This window comes from Hydrogenophaga sp. A37 (assembly GCF_002001205.1).
In the GTDB taxonomy this organism is placed as follows: domain Bacteria; phylum Pseudomonadota; class Gammaproteobacteria; order Burkholderiales; family Burkholderiaceae_C; genus Hydrogenophaga.
On the sequence record NZ_MUNZ01000179.1, the window covers coordinates 1 to 16,254 of the forward strand.

The 16,254-nt window shown below is 67.8% G+C and carries 18 protein-coding genes and 1 pseudogene; 6 read left to right on the forward strand and 13 right to left on the reverse strand.

From position 1 onward, the window contains the following. Positions 1–67: 67 nt before the first annotated feature. The gene (locus tag B0E41_RS23540; protein WP_077335083.1) at positions 68–814 is read left to right on the forward strand and encodes an SOS response-associated peptidase family protein; all 747 of its coding nucleotides are present in this window, start codon (positions 68–70) and stop codon (positions 812–814) included. 151 nt (positions 815–965) lie between these two features. Here the strand turns inward: B0E41_RS23540 and B0E41_RS23545 are convergent, their stop codons facing one another. Continuing rightward, the gene (locus tag B0E41_RS23545) at positions 966–1,457 is read right to left on the reverse strand and encodes a DUF1097 domain-containing protein (RefSeq protein WP_077335085.1); all 492 of its coding nucleotides are present in this window, start codon (positions 1,455–1,457) and stop codon (positions 966–968) included. 263 nt (positions 1,458–1,720) lie between these two features. Next, positions 1,721–2,254: a DUF4399 domain-containing protein gene (locus B0E41_RS23550; protein WP_216350810.1), complete on the reverse strand. Its 534-nt coding sequence runs from the start codon at positions 2,252–2,254 to the stop codon at positions 1,721–1,723. Positions 2,255–2,504: 250 nt separating this feature from the next. On the opposite strand from B0E41_RS23550, the gene B0E41_RS23555 reads away from it, so the two are divergent. Beyond that, the gene (locus B0E41_RS23555) at positions 2,505–4,658 is read left to right on the forward strand and encodes an Ig-like domain-containing protein (RefSeq protein WP_077335087.1); all 2,154 of its coding nucleotides are present in this window, start codon (positions 2,505–2,507) and stop codon (positions 4,656–4,658) included. A 164-nt stretch (positions 4,659–4,822) separates the two neighbouring features. On the opposite strand, the gene B0E41_RS23560 is transcribed toward B0E41_RS23555, so the two are convergent. Together B0E41_RS23560 and B0E41_RS23565 are read right to left on the reverse strand one after the other, a co-directional pair. Further along, complete coding sequence (locus B0E41_RS23560; protein WP_077335089.1) at positions 4,823–5,458, reverse strand: DUF938 domain-containing protein; 636 nt, start codon at positions 5,456–5,458, stop codon at positions 4,823–4,825. After that, the gene (locus B0E41_RS23565; RefSeq protein WP_077335091.1) at positions 5,458–6,087 is read right to left on the reverse strand and encodes an MSMEG_1061 family FMN-dependent PPOX-type flavoprotein; all 630 of its coding nucleotides are present in this window, start codon (positions 6,085–6,087) and stop codon (positions 5,458–5,460) included. Before B0E41_RS23565 ends, B0E41_RS23560 begins: the two co-directional genes overlap by 1 nt. Before the next feature lie 74 nt (positions 6,088–6,161). On the opposite strand from B0E41_RS23565, the gene B0E41_RS23570 reads away from it, so the two are divergent. Next, positions 6,162–6,977 (forward strand): tRNA-uridine aminocarboxypropyltransferase, encoded by an 816-nt coding sequence (locus tag B0E41_RS23570; RefSeq protein WP_077335093.1) that lies wholly within the window; start codon positions 6,162–6,164, stop codon positions 6,975–6,977. On the opposite strand, the gene B0E41_RS23575 is transcribed toward B0E41_RS23570, so the two are convergent. Beyond that, complete coding sequence (locus B0E41_RS23575; protein ID WP_077335095.1) at positions 6,953–8,443, reverse strand: protein adenylyltransferase SelO; 1,491 nt, start codon at positions 8,441–8,443, stop codon at positions 6,953–6,955. The genes B0E41_RS23570 and B0E41_RS23575 overlap by 25 nt on opposite strands. A gap of 194 nt (positions 8,444–8,637) precedes the next feature. Further along, positions 8,638–9,084 carry an SRPBCC family protein gene (locus B0E41_RS23580; RefSeq protein WP_077335097.1) on the reverse strand — a complete coding sequence of 149 codons (447 nt, stop codon included), beginning with the start codon at positions 9,082–9,084 and terminating at the stop codon, positions 8,638–8,640. A gap of 284 nt (positions 9,085–9,368) precedes the next feature. Between B0E41_RS23580 and B0E41_RS23585 the strand changes: the two genes are divergently transcribed. Further along, positions 9,369–9,656 carry a hypothetical protein gene (locus B0E41_RS23585; RefSeq protein WP_077335099.1) on the forward strand — a complete coding sequence of 96 codons (288 nt, stop codon included), beginning with the start codon at positions 9,369–9,371 and terminating at the stop codon, positions 9,654–9,656. A gap of 5 nt (positions 9,657–9,661) precedes the next feature. On the opposite strand, the gene B0E41_RS23590 is transcribed toward B0E41_RS23585, so the two are convergent. Next, on the reverse strand, positions 9,662–9,988 hold the full coding sequence (locus B0E41_RS23590; protein WP_077335118.1) for a DUF2322 family protein: 327 nt from the start codon (positions 9,986–9,988) through the stop codon (positions 9,662–9,664). A gap of 186 nt (positions 9,989–10,174) precedes the next feature. Here B0E41_RS23590 and B0E41_RS23595 point away from each other — a divergent pair, with 186 nt between their 5' ends. Together B0E41_RS23595 and B0E41_RS23600 are read left to right on the forward strand one after the other, a co-directional pair. Next, a complete protein-coding gene (locus tag B0E41_RS23595; protein ID WP_077335101.1) occupies positions 10,175–11,035 on the forward strand; it encodes a DUF3014 domain-containing protein in 861 nt (286 codons plus the stop codon). A 39-nt stretch (positions 11,036–11,074) separates the two neighbouring features. Continuing rightward, entirely contained in the window at positions 11,075–11,995 is a 921-nt protein-coding gene (locus B0E41_RS23600) for a M14 family metallocarboxypeptidase (protein WP_077335103.1), read from the forward strand. Positions 11,996–12,014: 19 nt separating this feature from the next. Here B0E41_RS23600 and B0E41_RS23605 read toward each other — a convergent pair whose 3' ends face one another. The 6 genes and pseudogenes from B0E41_RS23605 to B0E41_RS27850 all read right to left on the reverse strand — a co-directional run. Continuing rightward, positions 12,015–12,827 (reverse strand): hypothetical protein, encoded by an 813-nt coding sequence (locus B0E41_RS23605; RefSeq protein WP_077335105.1) that lies wholly within the window; start codon positions 12,825–12,827, stop codon positions 12,015–12,017. Between the two features lie 94 nt (positions 12,828–12,921). Beyond that, entirely contained in the window at positions 12,922–13,641 is a 720-nt protein-coding gene (locus tag B0E41_RS23610) for a hypothetical protein (protein ID WP_077335107.1), read from the reverse strand. 4 nt (positions 13,642–13,645) lie between these two features. Next, entirely contained in the window at positions 13,646–14,590 is a 945-nt protein-coding gene (locus B0E41_RS23615) for a hypothetical protein (RefSeq protein WP_077335109.1), read from the reverse strand. Between the two features lies 1 nt (position 14,591). Further along, complete coding sequence (locus B0E41_RS23620; protein ID WP_077335111.1) at positions 14,592–15,440, reverse strand: hypothetical protein; 849 nt, start codon at positions 15,438–15,440, stop codon at positions 14,592–14,594. Positions 15,441–15,779: 339 nt separating this feature from the next. Then, entirely contained in the window at positions 15,780–16,079 is a 300-nt protein-coding gene (locus B0E41_RS23625; protein WP_077335113.1) for a GNAT family N-acetyltransferase, read from the reverse strand. Beyond that, positions 16,048–16,149 (reverse strand): annotated as a pseudogene (locus tag B0E41_RS27850) (N-acetyltransferase); the annotation flags it as partial. The pseudogene B0E41_RS27850 and the gene B0E41_RS23625, both read right to left, overlap by 32 nt. Between the last annotated feature and the right edge of the window lie 105 nt (positions 16,150–16,254).

Below are 16,254 nucleotides of genomic sequence, written 5' to 3' on the forward strand. Positions count from 1 at the left end.
GTTGGGGGGTGTCTGGCGATTTTGGCCCCATCCGGCACGCGCCGGGGTGTGAACTACCATCGACCGCATGACCGTTCATTTCGAGACCCTCCACCCCGCCACTTTGTACCCCGATGCCTTCGGCGTGGAGGCGCCCGACACGCCCGTGAACCGCGACCTCTGGCCGCGCCAGCTGGGTGTGTTCATCCGCAAGCTGCCGGGCAGCGCGCCCGCGACCGATGTGGCCCCCAGCGCGGTCGAAGGAACCACCGACGAGGTGGTAGCGGAGGTGGTGGCAGATGGGGTGGTCGAGCCGGCACCGCTGGTGCTGGAGCGCATGGTCGGGCAATTCGGCCTTGTGCCGCGCTGGGTGAAGTCCGCCTCCGACGCCAAGCTGCGCTCGCCCAAGCTGGTCAACGCGCGCAGCGAAACGGTGACCACCTCCAACAACCTGCGCGAGGCATGGCTGGCCGGGCAGCGCTGCATCGTGCCGATGATGGCGTTTTTTGAAGACGACTTGCGCAGCGGCAAGGCCGTGGCCACGCGCATCGCCCGAGTCGATGGCAAGCCCATGGGTGTGGCGGGTTTGTGGGAGCGCTGGACCGGTGCCGATGGCACTGAGATCGTCAGTTTCACGCTGCTTACTGTGAACGCAAACGCCCACGCGCTGATGCACCGCTACCAGCAGCCGGGCGCCGAAAAGCGCATGCCCGCGATCTTGAACGAGGGCGGTTACAGCGCCTGGCTCAACGCCTCACATCCCGAGAAGGCGCGCGAGTTTCTGCGCGCCTACCCGGCCAACTGGCTGCTCGCGAACCCGGTGCAGAAAAAGTAATACGGCCTTGCCTTCAAACGCATAACTGCGTTGCTTCGCCTTGCCGTGCTGTAGCACTGTCTGCGGCTTCGCGCCTTGTTCTACGCTTGAATGCAAAGCCGTATAAAGCGCCGCGGCCCCCAGAGGCGGGGCCATGGCGCAGGCGGCCCGATCAGGCGGCCGGTTTCGTCAGCTTGCCGGCCAGCAGCTCAGAGGCCCAGCCAAACGCCGCGCCCACGGCGATGGACAGGATGGTCGGCAGGATGGCGGCGGTGGGGGTCATGTCCTTGCCCAGCAAGATCAAGCCCGCGACCGACGCGAACCCGTACACGCTGGAGGGAATGGTCGACAAAAAGGGCAGGTGCGCGGCCAGCACGATCACCGCCGCGCCGATGCCCACGGCCACCGGCGCGGCCAGACCACCGAGCGCGCCCAGCGATCCGATCAGCATCACAGAGCCCATGCCCACGACCGCGCCAAACGACATGCAGACCACGGTCTTGACCAAGCCATCGGTCTTGCCCCCGTTGTGGAAGAAGCTGGCCCAGGCCACGAAGGCCTGCCACACCTGCATCTGAAACGCGGCCAGCGGCCCGAAAAACAGCCAGGTGGCGGCGACGGCCAGCAGGCCGATGGAAATGGCCAATGCAAACAGCAAACTCATGAATGTCTCCTCGTTGGTGGAATGTCAAAAAAACGTCCCACCCCAGGGCGGGACGCCACCAACGAGTCAACTTTCGTGCCACGGCGATCCAGACTGTCTCAATGTGAGAGCGCCGCTGATTTGATGGGGGATTTCCCGATGTCAGCCCAAGGGCATGCCGCGCTGCACCATGTACCAGGGGCGGTGCCGCGCCACAACCGCTGTGCGCGAACGGAACAATCCGGGCGACACAACGGCGGGGCCAGCCCGCCCCCATTCACACCTCACTTCACGGTGATCGTGATGCGCTCGCTCGCCACGATGGGGTGGTGCGGAATGTGGTTCTGGTCGCCCAGCACCAGTTGCAGCGTGTGCTGGCCGGGCTTGAGGTCCAGCGACACCTCGGTCTGACCGGCGCCGAAATGCCGGAAGTTGTCGTTGGCCGGCAGCGGCGCGTTGGCGTCCCATTCGTTCACGTTCACCAGCAGGTGGTGGTGGCCCGTGCCCGCCTTCTCGATGCCGGCGGGCGCCACGCCCATGCCGCTCAGGCCGAACACCACCTTCACCGGGCTGCTCACCGTGGCACCGTTGCCCAGGTTCACGAAATACAGCTTCGCTGTGGCCGGCGCCTCGACCTTCTTGTAACCCCCGGCCAGGGTGGGCGTGCTGGCCGAGACCTTGGCCGGCGCGGTGGCCGCCGCGTTGGGGTTCATCGCGCCGTGCTGCATGCCGGCGTGGTCGTGGTGCATGCGGTGACCGCAACCCACGAGGGCGATGGCGGCGGCGGTGCTGGCGAGGGTGAGGCGGATGTGTGACAAGGGGCTCTCCTGAAGGGGTTTTGGGACCGCGAGCATAGGCCATCCCAGCCGCCACGCAAACCACAGGTCATGGGGGAAAGCCTCCAGTGGGTGTGTGCGACGGCGTCACCCACGCGACTCCCGCGCCGCGATTTCCCTCAGGGTTAACGCGAGCCGCACTGGCACCCGGTGGCCGACCGGCGTACAACAGCGTGCGGAATTTCACACAAAGAACCTCCCGGCCCGGGCGGTTGACCTCAGGAGACTTCTCATGACGCCTTTCCTTGCCCGCCGGCTCGCGGTGGTCCTGTCGGTGGTGCTGGCACCGGTGATGGCCCTCGCCGACGGCGTGACCGTTCGTGACGACGACAGCGCCAGCCTGTTCCCGAGCAACCGCCACACGGTGGTGGACTTTTCCAACGCGACCTTTCGCCGCGTCAAGCTGCCCAAGCCCGACTGCGCCGTGCGCGTGAGCGACTGCCAGGACATCGACGTGATCAACACGCTCGACGGCTTCTCCACGCAGCCGCGCATCACGGTGCCGTTTACCGGCGACATCGACCTGAGCACCGTCAACAGCGACACCGTCTTCCTCTACAACCTGGGCGACACGCAGAACCTGCGCGGGTTCGGCAACAAGGTGGGCATCAACCAGGTGCTTTGGGACACGGCGAGCAAGACGCTGGTGTTCGAGCCCGACGAACTGCTCGCCGAGCGTTCGCGCTATGTGCTGGTGGTGACCAACGGCGTGCGCGATGCCAGCGGCAAACGCCTCAAGCAGAGCGACGCCATGGACGACCGGGGCGGTGGTTTCCGGTCGTTCGGTCGGCAGGGCAGTGACCACCACCGCGAAGCGCGCGACGCGGCGAAAGCGGTGCGCGTTGGTCGGGGTCTTTCGGTGGTTGCCGCGTCGCTGTTCACCACGCAAAGCGCCACCAGCGACCTCGTGAAAATCATGCGGCAGATCAAGGCCAGCACCCCCGCGCCCGCCAACTTCATGATCGGCTCGAACAGCGCGGGCGCGGTGCGCGCGGTGTTCCCGGTGGCGAGCATCTCGGGCATGTTGTTCAACCGCCAGACCAGCTCGGCCGCCGGCGGTCTGACGCTGCAGGCGATTCCGCTGGGGGCGCTGCAGGTGATGCCGGGCGCGGTGGGGCAGATCGCCTACGGCCAGTACAGCTCACCCAACTACCAGACCGCCGGCCAATACATTCCCGCCACGCCCACGCTGAGCGGAAGCCCGGTGCAGCAAGGCACGCAGAACCTCGTGTTCCAGCTCTTCGTGCCCGCCGGTGACAAGCCCGCCGGCGGCTGGCCGGTGGCGATCTTCGGCCACGGCTTCACCGACAGCATGTACGGCGCGCCGTGGACGGTGGCCTCGGTGTTCGCCTCGCGGGGCATCGCCACGCTGTCCATCAACGTGGTGGGCCACGCGGGCGGTGCGGGCGGCGCGCTCGCGGTCACCCAGGGCACGGACCAGCCGGTGAGCGTGCCCGCGGGCGGGCGCGGCATCGACCAGGACGGCAATGGCCTCATCGATTCCACCGAGGGCGTGAACGCCGCCGCGCCGCGCACCATCATCAGCAGCCGCGACGGCCTGCGCCAGACCGTGATCGACCTGATGCAGCTGGTGCGGCAGGTCGAGGTCGGCATGGACGTGGACGGCGACGGCAGTGCCGATCTCAACGCCCAGCGCATCTACTACGCCGGCCAGTCGTTCGGCGGCATCTACGGCACCATGCTGCTCGGCGTGGAGCCCAACCTCAAGGCCGGCGTGCCCAACGTGCCCGGCGGCTCGATCACCGAGGTGGCGCGGCTCGGCGGTTTCCGCTTCCTCACGGCGGTGGCCCTCGCGACGCGCCAGCCGCAGCTGCTCAACCTGCCGCCCACGCCCGGCGTGCCCGTGCCGTTCAACCTGAACTTCAACGAAAACATGCCCTTGCGCGACCTGCCGGCGGTGGTGAACAACGTGCCAGGGGCGACGGACATCGCGCAGGTGCTGGACCGATTTGAGTGGGTGCAGCAGTCGGGCAACCCGGTGTCGTATGCCTCGCTGATCCGCCTGCAACCGCTGCCGGGCAGCGCGGCCAAACCGGTGATCGTGCAGGTGGCCAAGGGCGACCAGACCGTGCCCAACCCGACCAGCACGGCCATCGTGCGCGCCGGTGGTTTGGCGGCGCACACCACCTATTTCCGCAATGACCTGGCCTACGCCGCCAACCCCGCCGTGGGCAAGAACCCGCACACCTTCCTGACCGGGCTCAGCAGCCCGGCGGGCCCGGTCAACGCGGTGCTGGGGCAGACGCAGATCGCCGTGTTCTTCCAGAGCCACGGCACGACCGTGATCGACCCCGACGGCCCGGGTGCCCTGTACGAGGTGCCGATCACCCTGCCATTGCCCGAGGGGCTGAACTTTATTCCTTGAATCCCCCCGCAGCGCTTCGCGCTACCCCCCAGGGGGCGGCACTGGCCGTCTGGCAAAGCCAGCCCGGCGGTGCCCTGGGCTTTGGGCTGCTTCACTCCTCAAGGTGGCGCTCCGGCGCCGTCATCAATGGGTACGGATGCGTTTGGGCGCTTTTCGCCTTTCGCTCACGCGCGAACCCAGACCAGCAGCAGGTTGTTTGCCGGCATGACGTGGCGGGCTTGCAGGCGAAGGCCGGCAGCTTGGGCTTCGGCCTCGACATCTTCCCGCCGCCGGATGCCCCAGTCGGCGTTCTCGGCGCGCAGGCTGGCGTCAAAGCGGCGGTTGCCTTCGGCGGTGGGCACACCGTCTTCCAGGTAGGGGCCGTAGGTCACGAGGCGGCCGTGGGCCGAGAGGTGGCGCGCCGCGCCGCGCATCAGCCCGCCGCAACAGGCCCAGGGCGCGATGTGCAGCATGTTGGCGCAGCAGATCAGGTCGAAGGGCGGCGTGCCGTCGGGCAGCCACACCGCGTCCCTCACATCGATGCACGCAGGCGCGTGCACGTTGCTCAGGCCGGCCGCCGCGATGCGGGCAGTGATGGCGGAGAACAGATCGTCGGTCAGGTCGCTGGGTTGCCAATGCCAGCCCGGCAGGTGTTGCGCAAACCACGTCACGTGTTGGCCGGTGCCCGAGGCGATTTCCAGCGCGCGGCCTGTGTCGGGGAGCAGGGTTTTGAGCGTGTCGAGGATGGGCTGGCGGTTGCGCTCGGCGGCGGGGCTGAAGGGCAGGTCGTCGAACAGCGGTGGCGCGGGAGGGATGCGCATCACAGCGTCTGCCGGTAGCGCGCCAGCATCTCCTGCTGCGTCTCGGCCGTCACCTCGTCGCCCCGGAACTCGCGGATCTGGTCGCGCATCATCTCGCCCATGCTCGGCAGCGCGGCGCGATCAACGTGGTGCGCCGGGTCCCAGAGCGATGAGCGCATGAACGCCTTGGCGCAGTGCAGGTAGCAGGCCTGCACCGTCACGCGGATCACCAGTTTGGGCATGCGCTGCGGCTCGGCGGCGAGCGCCCGGTCGGCGTCCCCTGTCGAGATCAACGCGCGGCCGTTGACACGCAAAGTCTCGTCCATGCCCGGCAGCATGAACAGCAGGCCCAGCGGCGCGCCCCGTTCGCCGTGGCTCACGATGTTCTCCAGCGTGTCCAGGCGGTTGTTGCCCGGCGCGTCGGGAATCAGCAGGGTTTGCGCGTCCAGCACTTTCACGAAGCCCGGTGCGCCACCCCGCGGCGAGGCGTCCATGGCCCCGCCGAGGGCGCCGCTGGCGATCACCACAAACGGCGACAGCGCGATCAGGCGCGTGGCGTGCGCGTCAAGCTGCGGCATCTCTTTCTTGGCCGAGCGTTCGCGCACCGGGTCGTGGAGGGCGCGCAGCGCGTCGAGGGACGTGATGTTCATGGCGGGGGTCGTGGAAAGGGGAGGACTGGCGAGAGTGTGCCGCCAAAGGCCGGCGCAGCGCATACATTCCCCGCATGACCCTCCCGTCTTTCAACCCGCCGCAGCCCGACACCGACCACGCGGTGTCGCGCCTGCGCACCTCGCGCCTGGCCGCGAGCAGCAAGCCCTACGTGGCGCGCGGCGCGGGCCTGGTGCGCTGCGCCGGCTGCCGCCTGATCGTGAGCCATTGCATCTGTGACCTGCGCCCGTCGGTGCCCACACGCGTGGGCGTGTGCCTGCTCATGGGCGACATCGAGGCGCTCAAACCCAGCAACACCGGCTGGCTGATCGCCGACGTCGTCGCCGACACCTGGGCCTTCGGCTGGGCGCGCACCGCTGTCGCCCCCGAGCTGCTGACCTTGTTGGCCGACCCGCAATGGCAGCCGTACGTGGTGTTCCCGGCGGAGTACGCCGAGGCGCAGCAGCGTGTGGTGACCGAGGTGCCCGCCGCCGCGCAGGGCGACGGAAGCGGCGGCAAACGGCCGCTCTTCGTGTTGCTCGACGGCACCTGGTCCGAGGCGCGGAAAATGTTCCGCAAGAGTCCGTACCTCGACCGCCTGCCGGTGCTCAGCCTGCACCCGGAGCAGGTGTCCAGCTACCGGCTGCGCCGCTCGACCCAGGAGCACCATTTCTGCACCGCCGAAGTGGCGGCGCTCTGCCTCGCGCTCGCGGGCGAGACGCGGGCGGCCGAATCGCTGGTGGCGTGGTTCGACGTGTTCAGCGAGCGCTACCTCTGCATCCGGGAGCAGCTGCCGCTGAAGCCCGACAGCGAGGCGCACCAGCGGCTGGCGCAACTGGCGGAGCGAACAGCGGGTGCAGATGCCCTTCAGGTGCCGCAGAACGTGCGGTAGCCCGCGCTCTGTTCGGCGCTGGCGGGCTGTGCAAACAGGGCATCGTTCGCGCGCTCTTCATACGGCCGCGTGATCACGGCCAACAGCGCCTCGAACGGCGCAAGGTTGTCCGACTCCGTGGCGGCGTCCAGCGCGTGCTCGACCAGGTGGTTGCGCGGGATGTAGATCGGGTTGACCGCGTCCATGCGCTGCGCCACCTCGGCCGCCGGCGCCTCGCCCAGGCTGGCCTGCCAGCGTGTGAGCCAAGCCACCAGGCCATCGGCCTCGGCGCCGAACAGGGTTTGCAGCGCTTCGGGCTGGCCGCGCAACACGCCGGACAGGCGCCGGAAGCCGAGCGTGAAGTCCACCGCGTGGCGCTGCATCAGCGCGAGGAAGTCGTTGACGAGCTCGCGGTCGGCGTCATCGCCACCCGCCTCCGGCAAGCCGAGCTTGGCCCGCATGCCCGCGAGCCAGTGCTGCGAGAAGCGGTCGGGGAAGGCCTTGAGCACCGCCATCGCGCGCTCGGCGGCCCGGTCTTCATCGGTGTCGATCAGCGGCAGCAGCGCCTCGGCCAGCCGGGTCAGGTTCCACTGCGCGATGCTGGGCTGCTTGCTGTAGGCGTAGCGGCCGTGGGCGTCGATGGAGCTGAACACCGTGTCGGGGTCGAAGGCTTCCATGAAGGCGCAGGGGCCGTAGTCGATGGTCTCGCCCGAGACCGTCATGTTGTCGGTGTTCATCACCCCGTGGATGAAGCCCACGCCCATCCAGCGCGCGAGCAACACCGCTTGCCGTTCGCACACCGCTCGCAGCAGCTCCAGGTAGCGTTCTTCGTGGCCCACGAGCGACGGGTCGTGCCGCGCGATCACATGGTCGGCGAGTCGCGTCAGCCGCTCGGTGTCGCCGCGCGCCGCGAAAAACTGGAAGGTGCCCACGCGGATGTGGCTGGCCGCCACGCGTGTGAGCAGGGCGCCGGGCAGCGGGCGTTCGCGGTACACCGTTTCGCCCGTGGCCACCGCCGCGAGCGTGCGCGTGGTGGGGATGCCCAGCGCGTGCATGGCCTCGCTGATCAGGTACTCGCGCAGCACCGGCCCCACGGCCGCCTTGCCATCGCCGCCGCGCGAAAACGGCGTGCGCCCCGAGCCCTTGAACGCGATGTCGCGCCGCCGGCCCAGCGTGTCGATCACCTCGCCCAGCAGCAGCGCGCGGCCGTCGCCCAGCTGCGGCGAGAAGCCCCCGAACTGGTGGCCGGCGTAGGCCTGCGCAACGGGCTGCGCGCCCTCGGGCACCACGTTGCCCGAGAGCACGGCCAGCCCGGCGTCGGAGGCCAACGCGTCGGGGTCCAGCCCCAGTTCTTCGGCCAGTGTGCGGTTCAGGCGCAGCAGGCGAGGCGCAGGTACCTTGGCGGGGTTCCAGGGCACCGACATGCCCTCCAGCCCGTTGGCATAGCTGTTGTCGAACTTGAATACCGGTGGGGTGCTGACGCTCACGCTCTCTCCAGGTGGGGAATCGATGGAGGCACCGATTGTCCCGAGATCGGGTGGGCTTGTCGGGACAAGGCCTTTGCAGCCGAACCAGATGCATGAAACGGTCCGGCCCAGGGCACCGCCGGGCCGGCTCCGCCGGACGGCCAGTGCCGTCCCCTTCGAGGGGGTCGCGCGAAGCGCGGCGGGGGTGCTTCCAATCACCCCGTGACCTCAGCCTCCACCAGCTGCGACAGCAACAGGAGCGTCTGCTGCCAGCCCAGGTAGCAGGCCTCGACGGGGATCATGGCCGGAATGCCTTGCTGCACGGCGGTCAGCTCGGTGCCCACCGATACCGCCTTGAGCGTGATGGTGGTGATCATCTGGCCGGGCAGATTGGGGTCGTCGAAGACGTCGGTGTTGACGATGCGCTCGTTGGGCACCAGCTCCAGGTACTTGCCGCCGAACGCGTGGGTCTGGCCGTTGGAAAAGTTGGTGAACTGCATGCGGTAGATGCCGCCCACGCGAGCGTCCATCTCCAGCACCCGGCCGGTGAAGCCATGCGGCGGCAGAAACTTGGCCATCGCGTCGGGATCGAGGAGGGCGCGGTAGATGCGCTCGGGTGGTGCGGTGAGAACGCGGTGAAGGGTGACGGTGCCGGTGGTCATGGTTGGGGTCCTTTCAATGAGATGAAGTCAGCGGTGTTGGCGAAGCGGTGCGAAGGGTAGGGCTTCACTGGCACGACGTTTGGTCGATGGCGAAATCGACACGGTAGCGTCTTCGTTGGCATTTTGATCGCGCCCGCCTCCATCTCGAGCGGCCGGGGCCACTGGTGCCAGGGTTTTTCACCTTGGCAGCCCGGGCCGCTGTGCCTATCATCGTTTCACGCACCGGCCGCCACGCGCGCGCGGCCGGTTCGTCGATGCAGGGGTTCACGCTTGGAGCAGACGACATGAACGACGTTGACCAGCTACCTTCGATCAAGCAGGGCCAGTGGTTTTATGGCGGCCTCACCACCTGCGCTGTGCGCATCGTGCGCCACCACACCCTCTATGGCTCCGGCGACGCCGACGACCCGCCCGAGCTGTTCAGCGACCGGGCGGTGGAGTGTTACTACATCCGCTACCACGTGCCCGCCGCGGCCCAGCCCTGGCTGGACGGGGGCTCGGCCCTTTCGTTGCGCGAAGCTGTGTTCCTGGCCGAACGCAAGCTCGGGCCGGTCGTCACCTGGGTGGACTGAGCGGCTCAGGCGCTCGTGGCCTCCACCCGCCGCACGCCGTGGCTCTCCGAGCCCTGTGCCCAGGCCACCAGGCGGTCGATGTTGGGGTGTTTGCCCGGGTTCGCGTGCGCGTCGGCCGTGTGCTCCGCGTACCACAGCAGCCCCAGCGCCGCCGCTTCGGGCGAGATCTTGCCCCCGTGCTGCGCGGCCAGCGCCGCGTACACCGCGAGCGAGCCGGTCTGGCCGGGCTTGTTTTCAATCGTGGCCAACAAAGCGCCGTGGGCGTCCAGCAGTTGCAGGGCAGCGAGGTGGGTGGTGGCGGGCAGGGTCTTGAGTCGCTCGGTGAAGTTCATGCTGGTTCGAGGTTGGCGCAGGGGTTCCGATTCTTCCCGATTCATGTAAACCCTGCGAAGAAGTGTTGGGGCGTTCATGGATGACCGCCTTACCCAGCCGTGTGGGTACCGTGCGGGTCAGCGCAAGCCCTTGAAAACCGCGGGTAGGATGGGCAGCCTCCCAACCACCACCCTGGTGACGAGGCCATGAAACGACAGTCTTCCCGCGTACCCACCCTCATCGCAGCCCTGGCCGCGCTCGCCGTGGCGGGCTACTTCGGCTGGCAGCACTTCGAGCCCGAGCCGTCGCTCGTGGCCCCGGCCGCTGCGCCCTCGGCTGCTGCTCCGGCAGCGCCGCTCGCGCCGGTGGTCCCCGAACCCAGCACCCCCGCCGTTGAGCACCCTGTCGAGGCGCCGGTGGCCGACGCCGCCGGTGAGCCCACACCACTGCCCGCACTGGCCGAGTCCGACGAACACGTCAGCGCCTTGCTCTCGGGCCTGCTCAGCCGCAAGAACGTGCTCACCTTCCTGCAACTCGACGGCTTCGTGCGCCGTGCCGTGGCCACGGTGGACAACCTGGCGCGCTCGCAGGCGCCGATGATGGTGTGGCCCGTGAACCCCACGCCCCAGCGCTTCACCACGCAACGCGGTGAGAACGGCGTTGAAACCATCCACCCCGGCAACAGCCAGCGCTATGTGCCGCTGGTGCTGATGATCGAATCGGTGGACACCGCCAAAGCCGTGAACCTGTACCGCCGCCTCTACCCCCTGTTTCAACAGGCCTACGAAGAGCTGGGCTTTCCGGGCCGCTACTTCAACGACCGGCTGGTCCAGGTGCTCGACCACCTGATCGCCACACCGGTGCCCACCGAGCAGCTGGCCGTCACCCTGGTGGAGGTCAAAGGCCCGATCCCCTCCACACGCCCCTGGGTGCGTTACGAACTGGCCGACCCGGCCCTGGAGTCCCTGTCGGCGGGGCGAAAGATGCTGCTGCGCACCGGCCCGGACAACCAGCGGCGCTTACAGGCCAAGCTCAAAGACATTCGCCAGCGTGTCGCCAAGACTTGAATGCCCTGACCGCCGCAGCCACAGACGGAAACACCGCCCATGACCACACCCGCCTTTTATCCCATCGGCACCCCCGGCCAAGCCTGGGGCCCCGCTGAAGTGGCCGCCTGGCGCGCGCAGCTGGTGCGCCAGCGCAGCTACGCCGAGGGCGTGCTGACCGCGTTCGAGCGGCTGCGCGCGCGCTTCGAGGTCTTGCCCTATGGGGAGGTGTTGTACGAGAGCGATGTGTACCCGCTCTTCGCCCTGCAGAGCCGCGAATGGCAACCCGGCCTGCCGGGTGTGCTTGTGACGGGTGGCGTGCACGGCTACGAAACCAGCGGCGTGCACGGCGCGCTGCGCTTCCTCGATCAAAACGCCGAGGCCTACACCGGGCGCGTGAACCTGCTGGTGGCGCCCTGCGTGAGCCCGTGGGCCTACGAGCGCATCCACCGCTGGAACTTCGACGCCATCGACCCCAACCGCGCGTTCAAGGAACCCAGCGTGGCGCAGGAATCCGCCGCGCTGATGCGGCTCGTGGCGCCCCTCCTCGGCCAGTTCACCGTGCACATCGATCTGCACGAAACCACCGACACCGACGCATCGGAATTCAGCCCGGCGAAGGCGGCGCGCGACGGTGTGCCGTACACCCCCGTGCACATCCCCGACGGCTTCTACCTCGTGGACGACACCGAGAACCCGCAGCCCGAATTCCAGCAGGCCATCATCGCGGCGGTGGAGCGTGTCACGCACATCGCACCGTCCGACGCTCAGGGCGGCATCATCGGCGCGGAACCGTCTGATCGCGGCGTGATCCGCTACCCGTTGAAGTCGCTCGGCCTGTGCGCCAGCATCACGGGCGCCCGCTACACCACGACCACCGAGGTCTACCCCGACAGCCCGCGGGCGACGCCCGAGCAGTGCAACACCGCGCAGGCTGCGGCGGTGTGCGCGGCCATCGACTTCGTGCTCGCGCAGCCTTGAGCGGGTTCAGGCAGCCCGCTCAGCCGCAGACGAACACGCTCAGGTACAGCGGCGTGTTCGTGCGCACCTGGCGCAGCGGAACCGGCTTGGTCGGCTCGGCCGACAGCGCCTGCTGCAGCTGCTTGGCCACGGCCGCCTCGCTCGCGTCTTCAAAGCGGATCTCCGTCTGGATCACGCCATAGCCCGGGCTCGCGTTGATCGAGGGTGCGAGTTCGCGCACCTTCACCGCCTTGACCTTGCTTTCCATCTGGCGGGCGAAGCCCTCGGCCTTGGCCTTGAAGGGGTTCGCCGCACCGCCGCTGCAATAGAACATGTCGAGCCGGTAGGCGGAGAGGTTGTCGAGGTTGCCCTCGGCCTCCTTGCTCCACAGCACCGCCTTCTCGCGCAGTTCCTCGTGGTACAGGCGGAACGCCTCTTCCTGGCTCAGCGCCTGGTTCATCGCGTCGCGCTGCTGCTCGGGCGCGCGCATGGCCAGCGAGCGCAGCAGCCCGATGCGCAGCTCCACCTCGGCGGGTTCCATGGTAGACAGCAGGCTCTCCACCAGCGTGCGGGTGGCGGCGACGTGTTCGGCGTTGCCTTCGCGCAGCGAGAGCGTCACCTTGTCGAACAGCTGAAACCGCAGCTGCTCGCGGGATGCGCGCTCTTCGCGCTCGTCCCGACTGGCCGCCACCTCGGTCTGTATGGATTCGAGCGACTGGCGCTGCTGCTGCGTGCTGTAGTTCAGCCAGAGCCCCATGGCCGCGAGGAACATGGTCAGCACCAGGTTGAGTTTGGGGAGCCACTGTTTGTCGGCGGCCGCTTCCTTGGCTGGCTGAACTTCCTTCTCGCTCATGAAACCTCCTGTGGTGGGATGAAGGCGCCACAGTACAAGCAAATCGGCCCCTGCGGTGCATCAGACACCGCAGGGGCCGATTCCTGAGCGCCAGTCACCGCGCCCGGTTCGGTGCGGTCGAAGGCGTGGGCGGTTTCTGCCAGCGGATGACCGGCTGGCGTGTGTCGGCCTTGTGGGGCGCTTGCTTCTCGATCACGATGCGCGACGCGCCCTTGATGCGGAACACCAGGCCCTGTGTGGACGCCAGCTCGATGCGGTCGGTGTCAAACCCTTTCTCCTGCACCTCCACGTAGCGCGGTTCCAGTTGCTTGATGCGCTTCGCGATCTCGTCGTTGAAGACGACCTCGATCTCTCCCGTCGCGGCCCCGATGGCGTTTTGCAGCGTGTAGCGCGTGGGCTCGAGCAGCGACACCGCAAACAGGTCACCGTCGTTCAGGACCGTGCTGTCGAACACCGGCTTGCCATCGGCGTTGTTCACGACCACCGAGTGGCCGTGGCCCGACGACGCGTGGAACAGCACGAAGCCTTTGGGTGACACCGTTCCCACGCTCTGCACCGCGCCCTTGCAAGCACACGCTTCGGGCCGTTGGCGCCCCTGTTGGGCCACTTGCGCCAGATCGATGTCGTGCTGCATGACCGTCGATGTGGCGTCCACATCGAACTCGACCTCGGCGACAGGCCGGCCCTGGGACATCACCACCGCCCGGTGGCGGCCCACGGTGCCGAACGGGTGGATCACCATCGCCATCATGCCCAGCGCGCCGCTGTCGTGTGTCGATGTGTTGAAGAGTTGCTTGTTCAGTCTGGATTGCATGTCATCACCCCACGTTTCCTTCAAGGACCATTTCGACGTCGTTGTTGAACACCTTCAGGTCGCGGATCGGGACCTTCACGGGGATCAGCATCGTTGGATTGCCCGGGTTCGGGTTGGGCGCCGCCTCCAGCATGGGGAAGGGGTCTTCGATCTGGTGCAGCGGCGACTGGTTGGCGAGGTAGTCGGCCACCATCTGCAGGGCAAAGTCGAGCAGGCCGAAGCTCACGTTGAGCAGGTCGGAGATCCACTCCTGGATGTCGTCGGCGATGTCGAGAATGGCCCGGATCAGGTCGATGACGGGGCCGAGGATCGCCCGGACGATGGCCCGCGCCCAGCCGGGCAGGAAGCCCAGCAGGTTGTCGATGGCCGCGTCCACCGCGTTCTCCAGCAAGTCGCCCACGATGTCGGCGATGTCGAAGATGTCCAGGTCGAGGAACTGCGGGTCCACAAACAGCTGCCAGTGGTTCGCCAGCGAGGGGTTGGCGTCCTGCGCGTCCCAGTCGTTCATGCCGGCGGGGCGCGCCGGGTTGGTGGCGTACTTGGTGAGCAGCGTGCCGGTGACGGAGATTTCCGACGTGATCAGCCCGCCCAGGGGCAGCGTGAAGCTGATGTCCGGGTCGGCGCTGAACGCGCAGATGCGGGGCGCGCGCAGCAGGCAACCACCGAAGGGGTTGGGGATGATGCAGAAACCACCGACGCAGACCTCGGGGATGTTGAGCCCCAGCGAGAGGTCCAGCTGGTCCCACTTGATGTCCAGCTCCTTGATCTGCACCGTGTTGTCGGCCCTCAGGTCGATGGTGCCGCCTTCGAGGTGGGCGTCCACCGCGTAGGACGCGCTGAACGGGCCGAAGCTGGCGCTGTCGGAGTGCGTCAACTGGAAGTTGTCGCGCAGCGTGTCGAACAGGGCCTTGAATGTGGCCTCGGAGGCCGCGATGGTCAGGTGTGCCATGTCAGTTCACCTCCGCTTTGATGAAGACCTTCAGCTGATCGTCTTCGATGGCCGGGTTGTTGGGCACGCTGCCCGAGACCGGCACCGCCGAGAGCATCACGTTGGTGGGTTGCGGGAACAGGTCGGTCGCGCCCTGGGTGAGGTTGAGTGGCGCACGCTCCAGGATGATCCGCAGGCCCGGCAGCACCACCAGCCTCATCAGCAGGCTGAGGTAACACTCCAGGCTGTTCTCCAGGCCTTTGGGTTCGATGTCCACGATCTCGAAGCCGTCCATGAAGGGTTCGAGGTAGGGCTTGCCGTGGTAGGTGGCGATGCGCAGGCCGCCGTGCACATAGGCCTCCAGGCAGAAGCAGTTGAGCTGCCGCGTGGGCAGCGCGACGATGTCTTTGTTGCGCGGCGGGTCCTTGCCCTCGGTGGGCCGGCCGGGGACCGGGGGTCGCGGAATCAGCCGGTCGAGAAGCTCTTTGTCCGGGCAGCCGATGCCGCCGCAGATGACCACCTTGATCGCCAGCCGCTGGGCCTGCAGGGGCGGGTTGAACTCCGGTGGCAGCTGGAATTCGTCGCCCGGGTGGAAGTCGATCTGCAGATCGACCAACTGCGCCGCGAAGTTGACGCCGAAGTTCGTGCCCGGAATGGGCAGCGGGTCGGCGATGGTGACCTGCGGGTTGCCGCGCAACGCCACGATGGGGTGCGCGTCGATCTCCTTGCACAGGAGCTTGGGGTTGTTCGCCACGTCGGTCGTGGCGTAGTTGAAGAGCGAAGGTCTTTGTCGCCTGACATGACCGAGGATGCGGTTGAAGCCCTCTTCATGGAAGGACGCGAAGATGTCGCAACTGTCTGTGAAAGCCATCTGATCACCCCTGCTGAACGGGTGGGGGAAGCGGCCTGGCGCGATGCGCCGGCCACTTCCCTGACCCTCGCGCCGAGCCCCGGCGCGGGCCGGGCCACGGCCTTTCGCGGCCCGGGTGTCAGGTGTAGGTCAAGGCCCCGTCGGGCGGTATCCCTTGTGAGGGGGACGGCGTCCCTCGCATGGGAGATCGGGCTGAAACCAGGTGTGTCGGCTGATACGGCTTTGCCTTCAAACGTATAACTGCGTTGCTTCGCCTTGCCGTGCTGTAGCACTGTCTGCGGCTTCGCGCCTTGTTCTACGCTTGAATGCAAAGCCGTATGAAACATGTTGAGCCGAGGTTCAGCCCGTCGCGAGCGCTGCCAGGCCCACGTGCCGGTAGACATGCGCCGCCCCGTGGCGGTAGGTGATCTCGCGTTCCAGCGTGGCGCCCATGCGCAGCGCCACGGCCTGCGAGGCCGGGTTGTTGACGGACACCACGCTCACTGCCGTGGTCCAGCCGAAATCTTCGTAGGCCGCGCGCAGCGCGCGGCGCGCGCCCTCGGTGGCGAAGCCCTTGCCGTGTTGCCCCGGGCACCAGTGCCCAGGTGATCTCGGGCTCGGCCCAGCCCTCGGGGTACCACAGGCCTGCGAGGCCCACATAGGCGCCGGTGGCTTTGTCTTCCAGCGCCCAGGGCCCGTAGCCGCGCAGCAGCCAGTGGCCCGAATACACCGCGAACTTGCGCCAGGCGTCTTCGCGCCCGCACGGGCCACTGGCTGCTGCGCGGCTACGGGCCCTGGGCGCTGGAAGACAAAGCCACCGGCGCCTATGTGGGCC

Excerpts from the sequence above, each read along its gene's own strand:
- B0E41_RS23540 (WP_077335083.1), top strand. The coding sequence starts at position 68 with ATGACCGTTCATTTCGAGACCCTCCACCCCGCCACTTTGTACCCCGAT.
- B0E41_RS23545 (WP_077335085.1), bottom strand. The coding sequence starts at position 1,457 with ATGAGTTTGCTGTTTGCATTGGCCATTTCCATCGGCCTGCTGGCCGTC.
- B0E41_RS23555 (WP_077335087.1), top strand. The coding sequence starts at position 2,505 with ATGACGCCTTTCCTTGCCCGCCGGCTCGCGGTGGTCCTGTCGGTGGTG.
- B0E41_RS23560 (WP_077335089.1), bottom strand. The coding sequence starts at position 5,458 with ATGCGCATCCCTCCCGCGCCACCGCTGTTCGACGACCTGCCCTTCAGC.
- B0E41_RS23565 (WP_077335091.1), bottom strand. The coding sequence starts at position 6,087 with ATGAACATCACGTCCCTCGACGCGCTGCGCGCCCTCCACGACCCGGTG.
- B0E41_RS23570 (WP_077335093.1), top strand. The coding sequence starts at position 6,162 with ATGACCCTCCCGTCTTTCAACCCGCCGCAGCCCGACACCGACCACGCG.
- B0E41_RS23580 (WP_077335097.1), bottom strand. The coding sequence starts at position 9,084 with ATGACCACCGGCACCGTCACCCTTCACCGCGTTCTCACCGCACCACCC.
- B0E41_RS23585 (WP_077335099.1), top strand. The coding sequence starts at position 9,369 with ATGAACGACGTTGACCAGCTACCTTCGATCAAGCAGGGCCAGTGGTTT.
- B0E41_RS23590 (WP_077335118.1), bottom strand. The coding sequence starts at position 9,988 with ATGAACTTCACCGAGCGACTCAAGACCCTGCCCGCCACCACCCACCTC.
- B0E41_RS23595 (WP_077335101.1), top strand. The coding sequence starts at position 10,175 with ATGAAACGACAGTCTTCCCGCGTACCCACCCTCATCGCAGCCCTGGCC.
- B0E41_RS23600 (WP_077335103.1), top strand. The coding sequence starts at position 11,075 with ATGACCACACCCGCCTTTTATCCCATCGGCACCCCCGGCCAAGCCTGG.
- B0E41_RS23605 (WP_077335105.1), bottom strand. The coding sequence starts at position 12,827 with ATGAGCGAGAAGGAAGTTCAGCCAGCCAAGGAAGCGGCCGCCGACAAA.
- B0E41_RS23610 (WP_077335107.1), bottom strand. The coding sequence starts at position 13,641 with ATGCAATCCAGACTGAACAAGCAACTCTTCAACACATCGACACACGAC.
- B0E41_RS23615 (WP_077335109.1), bottom strand. The coding sequence starts at position 14,590 with ATGGCACACCTGACCATCGCGGCCTCCGAGGCCACATTCAAGGCCCTG.
- B0E41_RS23620 (WP_077335111.1), bottom strand. The coding sequence starts at position 15,440 with ATGGCTTTCACAGACAGTTGCGACATCTTCGCGTCCTTCCATGAAGAG.
- B0E41_RS23625 (WP_077335113.1), bottom strand. The coding sequence starts at position 16,079 with ATGTGGGCCTCGCAGGCCTGTGGTACCCCGAGGGCTGGGCCGAGCCCG.